This window comes from Streptomyces niger (genome assembly GCF_000718305.1).
In the GTDB taxonomy this organism is placed as follows: Bacteria; Actinomycetota; Actinomycetes; order Streptomycetales; family Streptomycetaceae; genus Streptomyces; species Streptomyces niger.
The window spans coordinates 1-18,518 of the sequence record NZ_JOFQ01000046.1 but is presented as its reverse complement, the minus strand read 5'-3'; the positions used below and the strand labels follow the sequence as shown (position 1 = coordinate 18,518).

Genomic DNA, 18,518 nt, shown 5'->3' with positions numbered 1-18,518 from the left:
ACCTCCGTTGTGCGGTGAAGCCTAGACACCTCCACCACACCGGAGGTCTTCGCCATTGATCAAGCCCTGCGAGTGTCAACAACGCTCGTGATCAATACAGCTAGGCCGTGTCTCCAATTGATCTTGAGTGGTGGATCATGGTTGGGTGGTACGTCGCCATGAACTGTCCGATGCAGAGTGGGAGTTCGTCCGGCCACTGCTGCCCGTGTCGTTGCGGGGGCGGAAGCGGTTGGATGACCGCACCGTGCTCAACGGGATCGTGTGGAAGTTCCGGACGGGCACGGCTTGGCGGGACGTGCCCGAGCGGTACGGCCCCTGGCACACGCTGCACACCCGCTTTCGCCGGTGGGCCCTGGCCGGCACCTTTGAGCGGATGCTCCATGCCGCCGTTGCCCGGGCGGACGCGGGGGGAGAGGTCGACTGGCTGGTATCGGTCGACTCCACCGTCATCCGCGCCCACCAGCATGCCGCCGGGGCCCGAAAAGGGGGGCCCCGCAGCCCCGGCCTCGGACGCTCCCGGGGTGGTCTGACCAGCAAGATTCACCTGGTCTGCGATGCCTTCGGGCGTCCGCTCGCCTTCACAGTCACGGGCGGCAACACCAGCGACTGTACCCAGTTCACCGCCGTGATGGAGGCGATCCGGGTGCCCCGCATCGGCCCGGGACGGCCCCGCGTGCGGCCCGCCCATGTCCTGGGCGACAAGGGCTACAGCTCCAGGGCCATCCGGGCCTGGCTGCGACGCCGGAGTATCAGCCACACCATCCCCGAGCGGGCCGACCAGGTCCGCAACCGGCTCCGGCGCGGCAGCCGGGGCGGACGCCCGCCGGCCTTCGACAAGCAGTTCTACAAGCAGCGCAACATGGTGGAACGCTGCTTCAACCGCCTGAAGCAGTGGCGGGGTATCGCGACCCGCTACGACAAGACCGCCGAGTCCTACCAGGCAGCTGTCACCCTCGCCTCGCTCCTGATGTGGGCGTGACACATTGACGACAGCCCCTGGTGGCTCTGTTCACGAGGATGAGCAGCGTCGGTTCACCGATTTAGGAGGCAGGAGTCTCCGTACGTTGAATCGAACCGATCACGAGATGCGACAGCGCTGCAGCCGCCGGGCATGGCAGGAGTTGAGTGCTCGTTGCCGTCGTCCGGTGTCTCCCGTGTGTGGCTGTGCGTCTCGGTTGGCCTCGGCTCTGACTGCGGCCTGCTGGCTGCTTATGCTGGGGCCGTGAGACCGAGGGCGGGGCAGGAGACAGAGCTGCGGGCGGATGCAGTGCGCAATCGCGCCCGGATCCTGCGCATCGCCCGCGAGCAATTGGCCGCTGGTGACACGTCACTGCAGCTGAACGCCATCGCCCGGCTTGCCGGAGTGGGTGTCGGGACGGTCTACCGGCACTTCCCCAACCGCCATGCGCTGGTTGAGGCGCTCTCGGCGGAAGGCTTCCGGGAACTGATCGCAGAGGCGCAGGCGGCGGTCGCCGCCGACGACCCGCGCGCGGGCCTGCACCGTCTGCTGCGCTTCGCGCTCGACCGCATGCTCGACGACCCGGACTTCGCGGCCGTGCTGGAATCTGCGGCCGACGCCAATGCGCAGACCTCGGACATGAGGGCCGAGCTCGACCAGGCGGTCACCGGCCTGCTGGACCGCGCCCGTCTGAGTGGCGCGATCAGAGACGGTGTCGACGCCGAGGACGTGCGCCGCTTGCTGTGCGGTGTGCAACATGCGGTGCGCTCCGGGGGCGGTGCACGCCGGGACCTCTACCTGGGCGTTCTGCTGGAGGGGCTGCGCCCGCCGCGCTGACGGCGGCGCACCTCGTCTCCTGCCCGTGTCGGTCCGGCGGTCCGTCGGGCTGTTCGTCTTCCCCGCACTAACCGGATGGCTATCCGGTTGTGTTAGCGTGCGCCCATCGAAGCGGATAACTATCCACTTCTGCGGCAGTGAGGGGCGAGGTCATGAGCGAGCGGGCAGTGGTGACGGCGGGTACCGGGGGCATCGGCCTGGAGACCGCGAAGGGACTCGCGCGGCAGGGGTACGCCGTGACGGTGGTCGGCCGTAACGCCGAGCGCGGCACGAGCGCCATCGAGGAGATCACGGCGGTCGCGACCGGAGCCGCACCGCGATTCGTGGCCACCGACCTTGCCTCGCTCGACCAGGCCCGTGCGCTGGCCGCGCACCTGGCAGCCGAGGGCCCGCTGAAGGTGCTGGTCAACAACGTCGGAGCGATGTTCACCAGGCGGCAGCAGACCGTCGACGGCATCGAGGCGTCCTTCGCCGTCAACCACCTCTCGCCGTATCTGCTGACCGAGCTGCTGCTCGACCAGCTCCAGGCGGCCGCACCAAGCCGGATCGTCAACGTCACCTCCGCCGCCGTCAAGGCCGCCAAGCGCACCTTTGACACTGTGGAACCGCCGGGCGGTTACTACGGTTTCCACTGGTACGGCCGAGCCAAGCTCGCCAACCTCGCCTACACCCTTCACCTGGCTGAACGCCTCCGCGGCGCCGGGGTCACCGTCTTCGCGGCCGATCCCGGCGGCGCCGCCACCAGCATGACCGACGGCACCATGACCTCACCGAAGATCGTCTCCCCGCCACTGCGTCTGCTGTGGCCGCTGGTGCGCCGGACCTTCACACGCGCCACCGCCGGCCCCGCGTCGGTGGCCGCCTCGCCGTCCGTCTTCGCAGCCACCGATGCCTCACTCGAGGGGCAGACCGGCGTACTCATCGGGCCCGGGGCCCGTCCGGCCCCCGTATTCCGTGGTGCCGACGACCCCCGGACCATCGCGAAGGTCCTCGAGCTCAGCCGGCGGCTGGCGCCCCTGGACGGCGGTCACGGCGTGCAACACAAGTGACATCCGACCGCCCGCCCTGGACGACGTCCAGGACTCCGGTCTGCGGCGGATCCGCCGCAGACCGGAACGGCGAGAACGCTGTCGCTTCTCGTGGACATCGAACACCGCATCAGGTGAGCGCCTCCCAGGGCGGTGAACATCTGCTGTCGCTACCCGTGAACAAAGCCACCCTGGCTAGGAGAGTTTGAGGAGCAGTTCGCTGAGTTCGGTCGGCATGGTGATCATGCAGTCGTGGCCGGTGGGCAACTCCCAGACCTGGGCGGCAGCGCCGTTGGGCTGGATCGGGGGGACGGGGCGACGGGTGACGCCAGCCGGCATGGCGCCGACATTGTGAATGTGCGTGCGCGGGATCGCGTCAGCAGCCGGGTTGCCCAGTCGCACCGGCTGCTGCAGACAGCGCACCGGCTGGTCCGAGAGCATCCCGTGCAGCCAGGCGACGTCAACCGGGTCTGTGACGCCGAACAGGCCGAAGGGCGCGGGCTGCTCGGGCATCGGCGGCACGCGCCAGCCGCTCTCGGACTTCTCGGCGAGCTCGATCAGCTGCCGTGTCACGGGGTGGACGTCGACTGCGGACTCGCCGTCCTCCGGGACCATCGCGTCGAGGTAGACCAGGTGCGCGATGCGTTCCGGAATCCGGTGGGCCGCGGAGGAGATCACCAGCCCTGCGTAGCTGTGGCCGACGAGTACGACCTCGCTGAGGTTCTCCTCGGTGATCAGCCCGACCACGTCGTCGACGTGCGTGTCGAGACCCACCTCCGGACCGAGCAGGTGTGCCTTGTCGCCGTAGCCGGTCAGGGACGGCGCGAACACCCGGTGCCCGGCGGCTTCCAGCAGCGGTACCACCCGCTCCCAGCACCGTCCGCTGTGCCAAGCGCCGTGTATCAGCAGAAATGTGGACATCGATCTTCCTTCGCAGGAGCAGAAGAGCACGGTCACGCGCATGCCGCTGGTTCGCGGCTCTGGCGGTTACTTTTCGTGCCTCGGTACCGTATGAGCACCAAGAGCATGCTGGTGCACACGACGCGCCGCAGGCAATAAGGCACTTTTCGGTGCCTCGGTTCTCTGGAGGTAACCATGGACGCGGCACAGGGCGATCCGCAATCGGTGGCGCGGCCTAGCGATGCGTGCCGGACCCGGGTCGTGCTCGGCATCGTCGGAGACAAGTGGTCGCTGCTGGTCGTGCGCAATCTCAGGGATGGACCGCGCCGTTTCACCGAGCTCAAAAGGGCCATCGACGGAATCAGTCAGCGCATGCTCACCGTGACGCTGCGCGGCCTGGAGCGCGACGGAATCCTGACCCGCACCGTCCACGACGTGATGCCGCCACATGTTAGCTATGAGCTCACCGAGATGGGCATCACCCTGCGCGAGGCCACCGCGCCTCTGCTCGAATGGAGCGTCGCGCACCTCGCCCGGATCGACGATGCCCGCACCGCCTACGATGCCCGCACCGATCCACCGAGGACCTCATAGCGGGATGGCAAGCCGAGTGTCACCCGACAGTCCCACTTTGAAGACACGGCCTAGGTCGTGTCCGCAAAGTCGGTTGGTCGTTGGTCGGTTCGTGGTGCGTCGTCATGAGCTGACTGATCAGGCATGGGCGGTGATCGAGCCGATGCTGGCTCCGCCGCGGATGGGGCGGCCGGTGCGGGACCGCCGGCAGGTGATGAACGGGATCTTGTGGAAGCTGTCCACCGGGGCGGCCTGGCGGGACCTGCCGGAACGCTACGGCCCGTGGAAAACAATCTACGAGCGCTTCCGCCGCTGGTCGGCCGACGGCACCTGGGACCGTCTGCTGGCCCACGTCCAGCAGCACTGCGACGCTGTTGGCGATGTCGACTGGTCGATCGTGTGTGTCGACTCCACCACCGTGCGGGCCCACCAGCATGCCGCCGGCGCCCGAAAAAAGGGCAGGACCGGCCCGGCGAGGCGATCGGCCGCTCCCGCGGCGGACTGACCACCAAAATCCACCTCGCGTGCGACGGCCGGGGCCGCCCGTTGGCCTTCACCCTCACCGGCGGCAACGTCAATGACTGCACCCAGTTCGAGGCGGTGATGGCCCGCATCCGCATCCAGCGGTGCGGGCCGGGCCGCCCTCGCACCCGCCCCGCTCTCGTCGCGGCGGACAAGGGCTACTCGTCCACGAAGATCCGCGCCTACCTGCGCGGCCGCGGCATCAAGGCCGCCATCCCGGAGCGGATCGACCAGATCAACGGCCGCATCCGGCGGCGGGATGGCCACCCGCTACGACAAACGCGCCCGCCACTACCAGGCCATGGTCACCCTCGCCTGCCTACGACTTTGGCTGCCATGACTTTGCGGACACGACCTAGGGCAGCGATCTGGCGCAGAGTGGCACTGGTTGCGTCCTCGGTGAGGTACATGCTGACGCCGGTGGACACGATGATCGCCGGACTGCGCGGATCGAATCCCGCAGCGGCGAGCTGATCCCACCACGACTCGCCCGCCTCGAAGTCAACCGGCACCAGATGCAGCCACTCGGGGATGCCGTAGCCGAGCTCCACCAGGCGCCGGCGCTTCCATGCCTGGGTGCCGGGCTGATCGACCTCAAAGAGCTGCAAGCGGGAGGCAACCTCCGGCCTGCGTTGGGCGAACGTGTCCAGGCCGGCCCCCAGGATGACGTACTGGGTGACACCGAGCTCGACCTGCTCCGTCTGCTCCGTGACCAGGTCCTCGATGAAGCAAGCACGGGCCACCATTGCCGCCCGACAGGCGCTGGTGGCCGCCGGGTCCATGTCCGGACGGCGTCGCCAATCGGCATCGGGGGCCACCAGCTGCAGCCCGACCTCGTCCGCCAGCACATGCGGTGCTGCATCGAGTCGGACATGCATCGCTCGCCAAAGTTGCGCAACGCACCGCAGTGTTGTCCGGCCGTCCGGTGACCTCGCCCCTCATGGTGCCGCCTCTCATTGCGGTTCTTTCCCGGCAGGAGCCTGGAGGTTCCACAGCCGACCGTCGGGGTCGCGGACGGTCAGTAGCCTGGTCCCGAAGTGGGTGTCCTCGAACGGCGTGACCACCTCGACCAGCTGTGCGTTTTGGGTGGCGCCGCATGGCGCTATCTGGCACCGCGTGGCGCCATGTCCTTCGCTCGCGCGTGCATGGCGCCATGGTGGCCCCGGATCGAATTCCGTGCGTCTCTGCAGGTCAGGGCGTCTCTACATGAACTCTCGACGCAGTCCGTTCATGCAAGGTGCCATCCCCTCTTGCTTGTGGCGCCACTTTGGTGCCATCATGGCGTCATGGACCTCACCCCGTATGTCGACAACCTCCGCCGTGAACTCGCGGTGGCCGCCGAAGCCGGCGGGGACGATGCTCGCGAGCTGGCCGAGCGGCTCACCGCTCCGCTGGAGTCGGCGACCCGGCTGACCATGCTCAACGTGCTCTCCGCTGCGATGGGTGAGATCACCCGTGAGCTCGCCCCCGGCTCGGTCGACGTACGACTGCGCGGGCTCGACCCCGACTTCGTGGTCACACCGCCGCCCACCGACGGTGGCGCCACGGAGACTGCCGCCGCGCCCGTCGAGCCGCTCGCGGCGCCGGCGCCGGCGCCCGCCGACGGCGACGAGGGCGGCACCGCCCGCGTCAATCTGCGCCTGCCGGCCCACCTCAAGGCGCGTGCCGAGGAGGCTGCGAGCCGCGAGGGCCTGTCGGTCAACGCCTGGCTGGTGCGCGCGGTGTCGGCCGCGGTCGACGGCGGCGCGCGGCCGCAGCCGACGCAGAAGACCCGCACCCTCGGACAGGGCTTCACAGGCTGGGTGCGCTGACCGCACGCCCGAGCCCGCACCACTTCACCCACCACGTCCCACCAGCGGGGACGACCCAAGGACTCATGAGGACGGTACAGCCATGCCTTCGTTCGACACTCCCGAACCGATTTCGGTCACCGCCCACGTAGGGGCCGGGGCCATCCGCTTTGCCGCGAGCGACCGCCCCGACACCGTCGTCGAGGTACGTCCGGGCAACCCGAAGCGGGACAAGGACGTGCAGGCCGCCGAGCAGACCGAGGTCACGTACGCGAGTGGCGTACTGACCATCAGGACGAAGGAGCGCCGCTTCATCGGGCCCTCCGGCCTCGTTGACGTGACGGTCGAACTGCCTACGGGGTCGAGCGTCGACATGACCGGCGCCTGGGCCCAGGTACTCGGCGAGGGCCGGCTCGGCGAGGTCCGCGTGAAGGCCTCGACCGGTGACGTGCGCTTCGATGCGACAGGGCCGCTCCGGTTGACCACCTCCCATGGCTCGATCATCGTCGACCGGATCGAGGGCAACGCCGAAATCACCTCCAGCACCGGCAGCCTGCGCGTCGGTACCGTCGACGGCTCCGCGGTGCTGAAGAACTCGCACGGCACCACGACCGTCGGCGTCGCGACCGGTGACCTTCGGGTGAGCAGTGCCCATGGTGACATCGACATCACGCGTGCCGAGGGCTCGGTCGCCGCCACCACTGCCGGTGGCGCCCTGCGCGTCGCCGAAGCAGCGCGCGGCACCGTTCAGTTGGAGACCTCTTACGGTCTCATCGAGATCGGCATCCGCCCGGGCACCGCCGCCTGGCTCGACGTCAGTACCGAGCGCGGGCAGGTAAGCAACGCACTCGCCGACGCCGAAGCCCCCGAGGAGACGGAGGAGATCGTCAAGGTCCGCGCCCGTACTCGCTGGGGCAACATCGACGTGCGTCGCGCCCAATTCTGAGCCGCCCAATTCTGAGCCGTCCGACTCTGAGCGTCGGCTCGCACACTCTTCCGCCGCCGGGCGCCGGGCGCCGGGCCTGCAAACCGCTGCGCCGCTCGTCCGCGCCTCGCCCACTCACTGCCCGGTGCTCGCCTGCTCCTCGCCCACTCACTGCCCGGTGCTCGCCTGCTCCTCGCCCACTCATTGGTCGCTGCTCGCTTGCTCCTCGCCTGCTCCCGGGGCTGAGCGCCGGCCCGGGTGCTCACCACTGCCAGAAACTCCAAAAACCTCGGCCTTCGAACGGGAGGGCTCCATGCCTTCGTCTGTCATGCCCACAACAACTCGAAACGGCGGCCCGCAGTCTCCCGGCGTCGGCGCCGATGCCATCTCCGCCGTCGGTCTGCGCAAGTCGTACGGCGACAAGACCGTGCTCGACGGCATCGACCTGCGCATTCCGGCCGGGTCCGTGTTCGCACTGCTCGGCCCGAACGGCGCCGGCAAGACCACCACCGTGCAGATCCTGTCCACGCTCATCGCCGCAGACGGCGGGCAGGCCCAGGTCGCCGGGCACGACGTCGCGACCTCTCCCGCCGGAGTGCGTGCCGCGATCGGCGTCACCGGGCAGTTCGCCGCGCTCGACGACCTGCTCACTGCCGAGGAGAACCTGCTCCTCGTGGCCGATCTGCTGCGACTCGGCAAGCGTGAAGGGAGGAAGCGCGCGAAGGAACTGCTTGAGCGGTTCGATATCGCGGACGTCGCGGGCAACCGGGCCGCGACCTTCTCCGGCGGTATGCGGCGCCGGCTCGACATCGCCATGACACTGGTCGGCGATCCCCGGGTGATCTTCCTGGACGAGCCGACGACCGGGCTCGACCCGCGCAGCCGACGCACCATGTGGGAGACCGTGCGCTCGCTGGTCGCGGGCGGTGTCACCATCTTCCTCACCACCCAATACCTCGAAGAGGCCGACCAGTTGGCGGACCGGATCGCCGTGCTCGACGGCGGCCGGATCGTCGCCGAGGGCACCTCCGACGAACTCAAGGCGCAGATTCCCGGCAGCCACGTACGCCTGCGGTTCAACGAGACGGACGAGTACGAGCGGGCGGCCGCCGCCTTCCCCGGCGCAGTCGGCGCACTCCGTGACGACGAGGAACTCACCCTGCGCATCGCGGGCGACGGTGACCTCGCCGCCCTGCGCACCCTGTTCGACCGGCTCGACGCCGCCGGCGTGCGCGCCGCCGACTTCTCCGTGCACACCCCCGACCTCGACGACGTGTTCCTCGCCCTGACCGGCGACGGCGGCACGGGCGCCGCTCTTCACGTCAAGGAGACCCAGAGATGAGTACCCTCACCTACGCCGTGCACGACTCGATGACGATGCTGCGGCGCAACATCAAGCACGCGCTCCGCTACCCGGCCGTGTCGTTGGGCCCAGCCATGATGCCCATCCTGATGCTGCTGCTCTTCGTGTACGCCTTCGGGGACTCGATCGGCGCCGGGCTCCCCGGCAATGGCGGCCGGTCGGCGTATCTGGAGTATCTGACGCCCGGCGTCATCATCATGGGCGTGGCCGCCGGAGCCATGTCGACCTCGATCGCGGTCTGTCAGGACATGACCGAGGGCATCGTCAACCGATTCCGCACCATGAACATCACCCGTTCGTCGTTCATGACGGGGCATGTCGTCGGCAGTGTTCTCACCACATTGGTGAGCCTGATCCTGGTCGTGGCCGTGGCCCTCGCGCTCGGCTTCCGCCCGTCAGCGACCCCGGTCGAGTGGCTGGCGGCGGCCGGCCTGATCACGGCCATCGCGTTCGCCGTGGCCTGGCTGTCGGCGGCGCTCGGCCTGATCTCCAAGACGGTGGAGTCCGCGAGCAACAAGCCGCTGCTCATCCAGTTCCTGCCGTTCCTCGGCTCCGCGTTCGTGCCGGCCGGCACGATGGCCCCGGGCCTGCGGTGGTTCGCCGAGAACCAGCCCTTCACGCCGATGACCGAGACCCTGCGCGGCCTGCTGACCGGCTCGGCGATCGGCAACGACGGCTGGATCTCGCTCGCCTGGTGCGCTGGCATCGCCCTCGTCGGTTACGCCTGGTCGCGCACCCTCTTCAACGGCACCACCAAACGCTGAGAGCCCAGCTCTCCACCTCGGTCGTCCCGATACCCGGTTGGTTTCATACAGCACCACAATGCAGGGCCCGGTGGTGTACTCCCAGCCCCAAGATGCGTACATCAGAGAACTCCTCGCCGCTGTTCCGACGCTCGCCCCCAGGCTCGCCGCAGCACGCCGCGCGCTCCGCGCGGAGCTGCAATCGGCCTGGCGCGGATGCCCCAGGTGTGGCGCAGCCAGTTCCTCTCCACCGTCGTCACACCGGGGAACGGCCGACGGTCAGGAGGTCGCGGACAGGATGCTTGCTCAGGATCGAGACCCGGTTGAACGCGTTGATGGTGATCGCTACCCATATCACCGCCGAGATCTGGTCGTCGTCGAGGGCCCGGCGCGCAGTGTCGGCGCTTTCCTGGGCGGCGGCATCCTCGGGGGCGGTGGTCGCCTCCGCCAGGGCGAGTGCCGCGCGTTCCCGCTCCGTGAACAGCTCGGTGTCGCGCCAGGCGGCCAGCACGCCCAGGCGCTGAGTGGTCTCGCCGGCGCGCAACGCGCCTTTGCTCGCTCTGCCGTGCAGGTGAGGGGCGCGGAATTATTATCAGGGATGGTTGTTGAATGTGAAATCACCTCGGAATCGACCAGGGGTGGGAGGGAGTGCATGATGAGCAATGCCGAAGCTGATCCCGCGGAGGTGCGCTGCGCTGCCGCCGACCGTGCGGAGGCCGCGTCACAGGTCGACGTGGTGTCCGCGCGGGACGTCCCGTTGGGCGGACCGCGAGCCATGACGGTGCGGCGCACACTGCCGCAGCGGGCTCGGACGCTGATCGGTGCCTGGTGTTTCGTCGACCACTACGGCCCGGACGACGTCACCGAAACGGGCGGCATGGTCGTCGCGCCGCACCCGCACATCGGCCTGCAGACGGTGAGCTGGCTGTTCAGGGGGGAGATCGAGCACCGCGACAGCCTGGGCAGCCACGCGTTCGTGCGGCCCGGCGAGCTCAACCTCATGACGGGCGGGTACGGCATCAGCCACTCGGAGGTCTCCACCGCCGACACCACCATTCTGCACGGCGTCCAGCTGTGGGTTGCGCTGCCCGAAGACCACCGGAACACCAGCCGGGACTTCCAGCATTACGTGCCGAGCCCGGTCCGAGAAGGCGGCGCGGAATTCAGAGTCTTCCTGGGCTCCCTGGTTGGTGACACGTCACCGGTGCGTACCTTCAAGCCCCTGCTCGGCGCCGAACTCGTCCTCGATCCGGGCTCGACGACCACACTCCCGGTGCAGACGGGCTTCGAGTACGGCCTGCTCGTCGACCAAGGGGACATCCGCATGGCCGGAACACTTCTGCGCCCGTCGGAACTCGGCTACCTCGGCACAGGCAACGACACGCTGACGCTGACGAACGAGTCGGGCACCCCCGCTCGGGCGGTCCTGCTCGGCGGGACGCCGTTCGAGGAAGAGATCGTCATGTGGTGGAACTTCATCGGCCGCAGCCATGAAGACATCGTCGAAGCCCGGCACGCCTGGGAGAACGCATCCGACCGCTTCGGCAGCGTCGACGACTACGACGGCGACCGCCTTCCCGCCCCCGCCCTTCCGAACGCCACCCTCGCGCCCCGCAAGAACCCGACACGCCGCTGAAAGGCACCCGATGACACAGCCTGCCGCCGCTCCGACCGTTCAGCGGGTGGATGCCAAGCACCGGTACGAAGTCCTGGTCGACGGCGGAGCCGCCGGCCTCACCGCCTATCGCGACCGCGATGAACAGCGCGTTCGCGTTTTCCATCACACCGAAATCGACGAGGCCTTCGCCGGCCAGGGCCTGGCCTCGCACCTCGTACAGCAGGCCCTGAGAACTTGCTTCTGAGGCCGACATGACAGCGCCTCGTATCGGGAAGTCAGTTCTCATGGGAGCCGTCACTGCCGATCTCGGGTGTGGAGTAGAGGCCGGATATGGACCCCGAATTACCGGATGAGCAGTGGGATGACGAGGACGAGGACGACGAGTTGCCCCCCCTGCCTGGTCGACTGCGACGGGTGCGGGGAGATCATGGAGCCGGGTCTGTTCGACGGGGATGACCCGCTGCTGTCGGTGGTGCCCGACCCGTCAGCCGTCTATCCCGATCATCCCGAGCGCAACGACGCGGCTGGTGATGGTCTGCTCGGCCAAGTGCCTGCAAGGACTCGTCAGGCGGCTGCGGCCGCCACCGTCGGACGAGGAATGCTGGGCGCGTACCATCGCCGAGCTGGTCTGGGCCCACCCGGATGAGCACTTCAGTCCGCAGCGGGTGGAGCGGGAGACGGGGCTGTCGCCGGAGCAGGTGAAGGCCGGCGCCGAGTTCCTACGGCGGCTCCTCGGCCCCGAGGGCCGCCCGGCCGGGCCGAGCGGTGGGCCCCCGGCCCGTAAGCGGCTTCGGGGAACAACGGAACAGCCGTTGGCGCTAAGTGATGATCTTGGATAGACGCGGACCCCGGCGGGGTTGCCGGGGTCCGCGTTGTTGCGCTCAGCGGCCGTGGAGTGCTTGGCCGACTGGTGAGGTGAGCGCGTCGGGGTCGACGGCGCCGAAGACGGCGCCCTTGTCGGCGATGGGGGCGCGATCGGCGGTGCGTGCCTCACGGGACAGGTAGTCGAGCACGTGCGCCAGTTGCTCGCCTCGCTCGGCGATGGTCTCGAAGTCTTCCTTCTCTACCGCTTCGGCGAGCCGGGGAAGTTCGCGAAGGACGGTGCCCCAGCGGCGCGCGACTGCTTGTCGGGTGCGGGTCAGCCCGTCGTCGCCGACGGGGTCGAGTCGCTTGTTGTACTGCGGCATGGGCCCTCCTGGCCTGGTGAGTATCGGAACCGTTTTTGGCGGTAGCGGTGGGCTGGGGGATGGGTCAGTGGCGGGGCGCCAGCGGGTGAACATGCACTCGCTTTCGCCTGCGGTGAGACCGAAGGGCAGGGCGATGCGGTCAAGAGAGAAGCTCTCGACGGGGGCGAGGACGGTGTAGCCGCACCGGTCGTAGAAGCCGTCCAGGCGGCGGTCGGCCTCGTAGGCGCCGTAGAGCAGGAAGTATCCGAGCTGCTGGTGGACCTGCCAGGTCCGCTTGAGCAGGGCGGCGGCGATGCCCTGCCCGCGTGCGACCTCGGCCACGGCCAGGCCGTGGATCTTGGCGACGAACAGGCTCAGGGCCATGGCCTTCGCGGAGCTGAAGCCGTAGTTGGTGGCCATCTCGATGAGGGTGCCGGGGCGGTGGCGGACGCGACGCCCAGGACGCGGTCGTGTGCGCCGGTGGCGACCAGGGTCAGGCACACGGTGGTCATGGCCTCGTTCATGGGCCGGTCGCGGACAGTCAGCGGAACAGGCGGAAGAACCCGCGCACCTGCTTGACCAGCGACTCCGGCTGCTCCAGCGCGGCGAAGTGGCCGCCGTGCGGCAGCTCCTCGAACCAGCGCAGGTCGGTGAACCGCAGCTCGGCCTCCCGCCTCGACGGGCGGGTGATGTCGCGCGGGTAGACCGACAGCCCGGATGGCGCGGTCACCTTGTCCCGGAAGTTGGCGAAGCTCTCCCAGTACAGGCGCGCCGACGACGTGGCCGACGCGGTGAACCAATAGACCGAGATCTCGTCGAGAATCGTCTGCCGCGACAACGCGTCCTCGGGATGGCCGTCGTTGTCCGTCCACGCCCAGAACTTCTCGGCGATCCAGGCGGCCTGCCCGGCCGGGGAGTCGGTGAGGCCGTAGCCGAGCGTCTGTGGCCGGGTCGCCTGGATCGCCGAGTACCCCCGGCCGGTGCGCTGCATCTCCTTCTCGGCCTCGAGATTCGCCAGCTCCGCGGGCGTCGGGTCGTCGAACGTGCCTGCCGCCACGGATCCCAGGTTCAGGTGGACGCCGGCGACCCGATCGGGCGCCACCTCGCCCAGCGCCGCGGACACCGCCGAACCCCAGTCACCGCCCTGCGCGCCGTACCGTTCGTAACCCAGCGAGACCATCAACGTGTCCCAGGCGCGCGCGGTGCGAGTGATGCCCCACCCGGTCGTCGACGGCTTGTCACTCCAGCCGTACCCGGGCAACGACGGCGCGACCACGTGGAACGCGTCCGCCGGGTCACCGCCGTGCGCGCGGGGGTCGGTCAGCGGACCGAGGACCTCCAGGAACTCGAGCACCGAACCCGGCCACCCGTGCGTGAGCACGAGCGGGAATGCGTCCGGCTCCGGCGAGCGGACGTGCAGGAAGTGGATGCCCAGCCCGTCGATGGTGTCGCGGTACTGCGGGAAGACGTTCAGCCGCTCGGCGAACCCGAAGTCGTAGTCCTCGGCCCAGCTGCGGCACAGCTCCTGCGCATACGCCAGCGGCAGCCCCTGTGACCAGTCGTCCACCGGCTCGCGCTCGGGCCACCGTGTCCGTCGCAATCGTTCACGCAGGTCCGCGATCTCGGCTTCGGTGATGCCGACCTCGAATGGCTCGGCGGACATGGCAAGGCTCCTTGCTGGTCGAGGCGTTGTCGGATCAGATGCGGGTGGACTGTCAGCGCGGGCTCCCACGCGTGGCTCCGGGTTCGGGGCGGCGGTCGGCGGTTGGGCGCCGGGTCAGGCTGAGGAGGAGTCCGGACAGGGGGAGTGCCGCGAGTACGGCGAGGGCCACCGGCGCCGGCACGATGCCGGACAGACCTGCGACAGCGGCCGGACCGATCCCGCCGCCCAGGACGTTCATGAAGTTGAGCAGGCCCTGTGCGGTGTGGCGGTCGTCCGCGGCGACCAGGTCCGGCGCGAGGCTCACCAGTACGGCTTGGGCACCGGCGAACCCGCACACGGTCAAGGCCGTGCCGAGGACGATCGGGGCCGGCCCGGTGGAGACCGCGACCACGAGCACTCCGATGACGGTGAGTGCCGCAAGCCCGGCCGACACCTGCCAGCCGGTGAACCGGTCGGTCAAGGTGCCGACCAGCCGCCCGGCCAGCACCGAGCAGGCGGCGGCCGGGACCAGGAGCACGCCGGCTTCCAGGGGGCCACCGCCCGTGGCCTGCTCGATCAGGGACGGGGCGCGGAACAGCACCCCGTAGTAGCCGGCGAAGACGGTCCCGCCGATGAGCCCGGCCGCCAGGAAGCCGCGGGATGCGATCACCCGCCGAGGCACGAACCCGTCGGGCGTGCTGCGCACGCGCCACCACAGTCCCACGGCGGCGAGCGCCCCGGCGGCGGCCACGACGAGCGTGACCGGAGCGGGCAGGCCGACCGAGTGTGCCTGCAGCAACGTGATCAAGGAGCCGGCGAGTACCGACAGCACGGCCGCGCCGACGATATCGAGTCGCTCGGTCGAGCCGTTTCGCTCGCCGCTACCGCTCCGCGTCAGCGCGCGCCTGCTCGGCAATGCGGCCAGCAGAAGGGGCAGCGCGAGGACCGGGATGGCGAGCACGGCACGCCACCCGAGCCATGCGGTCACCGCCCCGCCTATCAGTGTCCCGCACCCCGACGCCGTCGCGCTGGCCGCCGCGATGATTCCCAGCACGCGGATCCGTTGCCGCCCGGGAAGGGCGGTGGCCGCGGCAAAGACGGCGATCACCGTCGCGCCCGCCCCAGCGCCGCCGATCAGTCGGCCGACGATCACGACGGACAGTGCCGGCCCGGCTCCGGCGAGCGCGGAGCCCGCGGCGAGCGCCACGACCCCGGCGACCAGGACCTGGAAGGGGCTCCAGCGGACCAACAGTCGACCCGCGACCGGCATCGCGAGCGCAGAGGTCAACGACCACGCGGCGAGAATCCATGCGGTGGCCCCGAACGGCACCGCGAGTGCGCGGCCGATGGCCGGCAGGGCCACCGACGGCGCTCCCAGTGCCACGTACATCGGCAGCACCAGCATCCCCAGAGTCAGCCCCAGCCGACGCCCGCCCGGGGCATCCGTTCGCTCCGATGCCGGCGCACCTCCAGGCGGGATCGTCTGCGGCGTCGTCCCCTGCCGGGTATGTTGTGACATGCGAAAGCTCCTTTGCGTGTAACGTTACGGAGCAGTGAGGAGATACGTCAATTGCGGAATGCGTATTACAGTCCATTGGTGGTCCAGACGGCCGTCGACCTGGCCAACACCTTGAGGCCGATCAAGGGAGAGGACGCGCTGGAGACCGTGGAGCAGCTCCGGGACTTCCTTGACGACCATCCCGCGGCTGAGCCTCCGAGTTCGGCAGCGAACCAAGGGACCGGTCCGCGGCACCTCACCCGCGCCGACCTGGCGGGAGTCCGCGCGTTGCGCGAGACGGTGCGTGAGGTGCTCGAACGGGCGAACGCGGACGCGGTCGAGGCTGCGGCTCTGATCAATGATGGTCTGCGTCGCAGCCGCGCCACCCCGGTACTGCGCCACGAGGACGACCGCTGGTGGACCGAGGTGACCTCCGACACCGACCGCTGCGCGGCGCACCTTGCCGCGACTACGCTCAGCGCACTGGCCTCCGTGATCGCCACGCTCGGTCCGGCTCGTCTCGGCGTATGTGCCGGGCCGACCTGCCGGGCCACTTTCGTGGACCTCTCGCGCAACGGCTCGAAGCAGTACTGCACCCGTACCTGCGCACACCGGGCCAGCGTCGCGGCCTACCGGAGCCGACGCAGCCCGCGTTGAGCGCCGGCATCCGGCGGACGGTGGCCCCACACCACACCGCTCATACGAACTTCGCCGAACCCCGGCAGCAGAGTGGATCGCTGTGCTAAGGGTCCAAGATCACGCGCTTGGCGCCAACGGCTGCTCCGTTGTTCCCCGAGGGCGGTAAGGGCTTGCCTCACGCGGCCTGGATGAGTTCGGCGGGCCGGGGCGCCGCGGCACTGGGAAAGCAGCGGGGCCGGGTCAGACGGCGGGTCATCAGCGTGATGACAGCGGTGTTGAGCATCGCCTCGGCGTGGGCGGGCAGGCGTTCGTAGTCCCTGACCAGCCGCCGGGCGTGCATCCACCAGCTGATCGATCTTTCGACGATCCAGCGCCGCGGCAGCAGGACGAAGCCGTGCGCGTCCTTGGGACGGGCGACGGTCTTGACAGTCAGGTTCAGGGACGTTCTCGCCCAAGTGATGAGGGTGCCGGCGTAGGCGCGGTCGGCCCACACGATCGTGATCTCCGGGTGGGCCCGCCGCAGTCGGGTCAGGGCGATGCGGGCCGCCCGGGTGTCGTGAACGTCGGCGGGGGTGACGCTGATCAGCAGCGGAAGCCCTTCCAAGTCCACGACCACGTGCCGTTTGCGGCCGTTGATGCGTTCCCCGGGATCGAAACCGCGCGAGGACTTGGCCACGGTCTCCGCGGCCTTGACCGACTGGCTGTCGATGACCGAGGCCACGCCGTTCGGGGAGACGCCCTCCAGGCAGCGCACCCGCCGACGCAGCTGGTCGCGGACCAGCTCCAGGACCCCGGACTTCGTCCAGCGGCGGAAGAACCCGTAAACCGTCTGGTGCGGAGGGGAGTCCGCGGGCAGGGCCCGCCAGCGGCAGCCCTCGGAGACGACATACCGGATCGCGTCGAAGATCTCCCGGCGCGGCCAGCGTTCGGGGCGCCCGCCGCGCGGCGTCGTCCAGGCCGGCGGCGGGAGCAGAGGCGCGATGACCAGCCATTCCGCGTCACTGGTGTCCGATGGGTAGCGGCGTTGCCTCATCCGCCTCGCGCCCCTTTCCGGCTCCGGCTGGTCAGGCGATCAGGTCGAGGGCGGACTCGACCGCGGTGATGTGAGTGTTGATCAAGCGCACCCGCTTGTCGTCCGGGGCCAGCCTGGTGTGCGGGATGATCGTGCTGTTGATGAACCGGCGGGCCTGAACGAGTTTGACCCGCACCCAGAAGATCTCGTAGGACTCCAGCTCGTTGGGGTCGGCGGTGAAGAGGTACCACTTGTCCCGGCGGCTGTAGACCAGGGGCGGCCGGCCCGCCTCGGCGATCTGATCGCGCAGCATGGCCAGCCCGTCGCGGGCCTGGCTGGGGGGCAGCTCGCAGGCGGTCAGCAGCCGGGAGAACCCCAGCCCGGCCGGCCTCGCCTCCAAAAGTATGCGGCAGATGCACTTGGCGTGCTCGCGGGCCGCATCTCCCTTGCGCCGTGCCATGATCAGTCGCCGCCCCGCAGAATCCGGGCCAACTCCTCGTCCATGTCCGTCTCACCCGTCGAGACCACGTGCGCCACCCAGTCACACGCGGCCCGCACGCGCGCCACGTTGTGCTCGATCACCGCCCGGGCATCCTCGGTCAGCTCCCGGTCGTTGAAGAGCGGCACCAGGTGGTTGGTGGAGTCCACGAACTTGTGGCAGGCCGCGACCAGGTCGAGGAACTCCAGCGTGCGGTCGATCGAGCGCACCACCGGGGCCAGCGGAGATTCTTCCTGCCCCGAAACCGGCTCCTGGCGGGCCTGCTCCGCCTGCTGCCACCGCTCGTTCTGGGCCTTGTTGAACAGGTGCCGGGCGGCGTCGTCGTTCGCGGCACGGAAGGCCACCGAGGGCCGGCGCAGGAAGTCGGTCGCCACCCGCACGGCCACCTGCTCATCGGCCGCCAGGTCGTGGATCGCCTCGACCTTCTCCTGCACCGACTGCGGCGTCACGACCTGCCAGCCCGCCTGCCGCCTCGCCGCATCCCCCGACCACTGCAGCTTGCCCGAGCGCGGGTGCCGGGGCGGGGCAAGGATCTTCTCGAAGCGGTCGTCCAGCTTCGTCAAGATGCGGTGGATATCGAATGAGACTCCTGGCGCGTGGCGCTCGGGCGGCCACTTGCTGGCCGTCAGCCGGTAGATTCTGACCTGGTCGTAGGACAGGCCGATGTCGTCTGCGAACATCTCCAGCGTTTCGCGGACCCGGGGCTCCTACTGACCTTTCCGGAGGGTTGTCGGGTGCGGGTCACACCGGATCAAGTGGTAGGCCGGTGCCGGTTAGGCAGCCGTCGATCAGGTGTGGAGCCTGC

General features: G+C 69.3%; 17 protein-coding genes and 5 pseudogenes. 12 read left to right on the top strand and 10 right to left on the bottom strand.

All coding sequences use genetic code 11. The features are described 5' to 3' along the window. The first annotated feature begins 145 nt into the window (after positions 1-145). The 3 genes from IF20_RS36725 (at position 146) to IF20_RS36715 (ending at position 2,844) form a co-directional block, all read left to right on the top strand. The gene (locus IF20_RS36725; protein WP_199896926.1) at positions 146-979 is read left to right on the top strand and encodes an IS5 family transposase; all 834 of its coding nucleotides are present in this window, start codon (positions 146-148) and stop codon (positions 977-979) included. Between the two features lie 243 nt (positions 980-1,222). Further along, a complete protein-coding gene (locus IF20_RS36720; protein WP_199896925.1) occupies positions 1,223-1,795 on the top strand; it encodes a TetR/AcrR family transcriptional regulator in 573 nt (190 codons plus the stop codon). Between the two features lie 152 nt (positions 1,796-1,947). Then, entirely contained in the window at positions 1,948-2,844 is an 897-nt protein-coding gene (locus IF20_RS36715) for an SDR family NAD(P)-dependent oxidoreductase (protein ID WP_052869779.1), read from the top strand. A gap of 174 nt (positions 2,845-3,018) precedes the next feature. Here IF20_RS36715 and IF20_RS36710 read toward each other — a convergent pair whose 3' ends face one another. Beyond that, positions 3,019-3,744, bottom strand: a complete 726-nt coding sequence (locus tag IF20_RS36710) for an alpha/beta fold hydrolase (RefSeq protein ID WP_110944898.1) — start codon at positions 3,742-3,744, stop codon at positions 3,019-3,021. Between the two features lie 174 nt (positions 3,745-3,918). Here IF20_RS36710 and IF20_RS36705 point away from each other — a divergent pair, with 174 nt between their 5' ends. Both IF20_RS36705 and IF20_RS38745 read left to right on the top strand, forming a co-directional pair. After that, entirely contained in the window at positions 3,919-4,317 is a 399-nt protein-coding gene (locus tag IF20_RS36705) for a winged helix-turn-helix transcriptional regulator (protein ID WP_052869777.1), read from the top strand. Positions 4,318-4,411: 94 nt separating this feature from the next. Next, a pseudogene (locus tag IF20_RS38745) lies at positions 4,412-5,158 on the top strand (IS5 family transposase). Between the two features lie 16 nt (positions 5,159-5,174). On the opposite strand, the pseudogene IF20_RS36695 reads toward IF20_RS38745, so the two are convergent. Further along, positions 5,175-5,775, bottom strand: a pseudogene (locus tag IF20_RS36695) (class I SAM-dependent methyltransferase); the annotation flags it as partial. After that, positions 5,772-5,888 (bottom strand): annotated as a pseudogene (locus tag IF20_RS40380) (VOC family protein); the annotation flags it as partial. The pseudogenes IF20_RS40380 and IF20_RS36695, both read right to left, overlap by 4 nt. Before the next feature lie 216 nt (positions 5,889-6,104). Between IF20_RS40380 and IF20_RS36690 the strand changes: the two are divergent. From IF20_RS36690 to IF20_RS36675, 4 genes are all read left to right on the top strand, one after another. Beyond that, entirely contained in the window at positions 6,105-6,629 is a 525-nt protein-coding gene (locus IF20_RS36690; RefSeq protein ID WP_052869776.1) for a toxin-antitoxin system HicB family antitoxin, read from the top strand. Positions 6,630-6,711: 82 nt separating this feature from the next. Beyond that, entirely contained in the window at positions 6,712-7,554 is an 843-nt protein-coding gene (locus tag IF20_RS36685) for a DUF4097 family beta strand repeat-containing protein (RefSeq protein WP_052869775.1), read from the top strand. A gap of 307 nt (positions 7,555-7,861) precedes the next feature. Further along, the gene (locus IF20_RS36680) at positions 7,862-8,875 is read left to right on the top strand and encodes an ATP-binding cassette domain-containing protein (protein WP_052869774.1); all 1,014 of its coding nucleotides are present in this window, start codon (positions 7,862-7,864) and stop codon (positions 8,873-8,875) included. Beyond that, on the top strand, positions 8,872-9,660 hold the full coding sequence (locus IF20_RS36675; RefSeq protein WP_052869773.1) for an ABC transporter permease: 789 nt from the start codon (positions 8,872-8,874) through the stop codon (positions 9,658-9,660). The genes IF20_RS36680 and IF20_RS36675 overlap by 4 nt, the downstream gene beginning before the upstream one ends. 235 nt (positions 9,661-9,895) lie before the next feature. Here the strand turns inward: IF20_RS36675 and IF20_RS36670 are convergent. Beyond that, a pseudogene (locus IF20_RS36670) lies at positions 9,896-10,195 on the bottom strand (carboxymuconolactone decarboxylase family protein); the annotation flags it as partial. Between the two features lie 99 nt (positions 10,196-10,294). On the opposite strand from IF20_RS36670, the gene IF20_RS36665 reads away from it, so the two are divergent. Both IF20_RS36665 and IF20_RS36660 read left to right on the top strand, forming a co-directional pair. Next, entirely contained in the window at positions 10,295-11,275 is a 981-nt protein-coding gene (locus IF20_RS36665) for a pirin family protein (RefSeq protein ID WP_052869772.1), read from the top strand. 10 nt (positions 11,276-11,285) lie between these two features. After that, positions 11,286-11,486, top strand: a pseudogene (locus IF20_RS36660) (GNAT family N-acetyltransferase); the annotation flags it as partial. A 652-nt stretch (positions 11,487-12,138) separates the two neighbouring features. On the opposite strand, the gene IF20_RS39660 reads toward IF20_RS36660, so the two are convergent. The 3 genes from IF20_RS39660 to IF20_RS36645 all read right to left on the bottom strand — a co-directional run bounded on the left by IF20_RS39660 (position 12,139) and on the right by IF20_RS36645 (position 15,584). Next, positions 12,139-12,843, bottom strand: coding sequence for a GNAT family N-acetyltransferase (locus tag IF20_RS39660; RefSeq protein ID WP_052869771.1), 705 nt, complete (start codon positions 12,841-12,843; stop codon positions 12,139-12,141). Positions 12,844-12,964: 121 nt separating this feature from the next. Further along, positions 12,965-14,086: an epoxide hydrolase family protein gene (locus tag IF20_RS36650; RefSeq protein WP_052869770.1), complete on the bottom strand. Its 1,122-nt coding sequence runs from the start codon at positions 14,084-14,086 to the stop codon at positions 12,965-12,967. Between the two features lie 52 nt (positions 14,087-14,138). Continuing rightward, the gene (locus IF20_RS36645; protein WP_052869769.1) at positions 14,139-15,584 is read right to left on the bottom strand and encodes an MFS transporter; all 1,446 of its coding nucleotides are present in this window, start codon (positions 15,582-15,584) and stop codon (positions 14,139-14,141) included. Between the two features lie 78 nt (positions 15,585-15,662). On the opposite strand from IF20_RS36645, the gene IF20_RS36640 reads away from it, so the two are divergent. Then, the gene (locus IF20_RS36640) at positions 15,663-16,220 is read left to right on the top strand and encodes a CGNR zinc finger domain-containing protein (protein WP_234427004.1); all 558 of its coding nucleotides are present in this window, start codon (positions 15,663-15,665) and stop codon (positions 16,218-16,220) included. Positions 16,221-16,377: 157 nt separating this feature from the next. Here IF20_RS36640 and IF20_RS36635 read toward each other — a convergent pair whose 3' ends face one another. The 3 genes from IF20_RS36635 to IF20_RS36625 are packed head-to-tail and all read right to left on the bottom strand — an operon-like array spanning position 16,378 to position 18,393. Continuing rightward, complete coding sequence (locus tag IF20_RS36635) at positions 16,378-17,235, bottom strand: IS5 family transposase (RefSeq protein WP_052869767.1); 858 nt, start codon at positions 17,233-17,235, stop codon at positions 16,378-16,380. A 31-nt stretch (positions 17,236-17,266) separates the two neighbouring features. Further along, positions 17,267-17,674, bottom strand: coding sequence for a hypothetical protein (locus tag IF20_RS36630; protein WP_052869766.1), 408 nt, complete (start codon positions 17,672-17,674; stop codon positions 17,267-17,269). A gap of 2 nt (positions 17,675-17,676) precedes the next feature. Beyond that, entirely contained in the window at positions 17,677-18,393 is a 717-nt protein-coding gene (locus IF20_RS36625; RefSeq protein WP_052869765.1) for a DUF6192 family protein, read from the bottom strand. Positions 18,394-18,518: the final 125 nt, after the last annotated feature.

Bases quoted from the DNA above. Each gene is read 5' to 3' on its own strand.
- IF20_RS36715 (WP_052869779.1), top strand. From the start codon at position 1,948: ATGAGCGAGCGGGCAGTGGTGACGGCGGGTACCGGGGGCATCGGCCTG.
- IF20_RS36710 (WP_110944898.1), bottom strand. From the start codon at position 3,744: ATGTCCACATTTCTGCTGATACACGGCGCTTGGCACAGCGGACGGTGC.
- IF20_RS36705 (WP_052869777.1), top strand. From the start codon at position 3,919: ATGGACGCGGCACAGGGCGATCCGCAATCGGTGGCGCGGCCTAGCGAT.
- IF20_RS36690 (WP_052869776.1), top strand. From the start codon at position 6,105: ATGGACCTCACCCCGTATGTCGACAACCTCCGCCGTGAACTCGCGGTG.
- IF20_RS36685 (WP_052869775.1), top strand. From the start codon at position 6,712: ATGCCTTCGTTCGACACTCCCGAACCGATTTCGGTCACCGCCCACGTA.
- IF20_RS36680 (WP_052869774.1), top strand. From the start codon at position 7,862: ATGCCCACAACAACTCGAAACGGCGGCCCGCAGTCTCCCGGCGTCGGC.
- IF20_RS36675 (WP_052869773.1), top strand. From the start codon at position 8,872: ATGAGTACCCTCACCTACGCCGTGCACGACTCGATGACGATGCTGCGG.
- IF20_RS36665 (WP_052869772.1), top strand. From the start codon at position 10,295: ATGAGCAATGCCGAAGCTGATCCCGCGGAGGTGCGCTGCGCTGCCGCC.
- IF20_RS39660 (WP_052869771.1), bottom strand. From the start codon at position 12,843: ATGGCCACCAACTACGGCTTCAGCTCCGCGAAGGCCATGGCCCTGAGC.
- IF20_RS36650 (WP_052869770.1), bottom strand. From the start codon at position 14,086: ATGTCCGCCGAGCCATTCGAGGTCGGCATCACCGAAGCCGAGATCGCG.
- IF20_RS36645 (WP_052869769.1), bottom strand. From the start codon at position 15,584: ATGTCACAACATACCCGGCAGGGGACGACGCCGCAGACGATCCCGCCT.
- IF20_RS36635 (WP_052869767.1), bottom strand. From the start codon at position 17,235: ATGAGGCAACGCCGCTACCCATCGGACACCAGTGACGCGGAATGGCTG.
- IF20_RS36630 (WP_052869766.1), bottom strand. From the start codon at position 17,674: ATGGCACGGCGCAAGGGAGATGCGGCCCGCGAGCACGCCAAGTGCATC.
- IF20_RS36625 (WP_052869765.1), bottom strand. From the start codon at position 18,393: ATGTTCGCAGACGACATCGGCCTGTCCTACGACCAGGTCAGAATCTAC.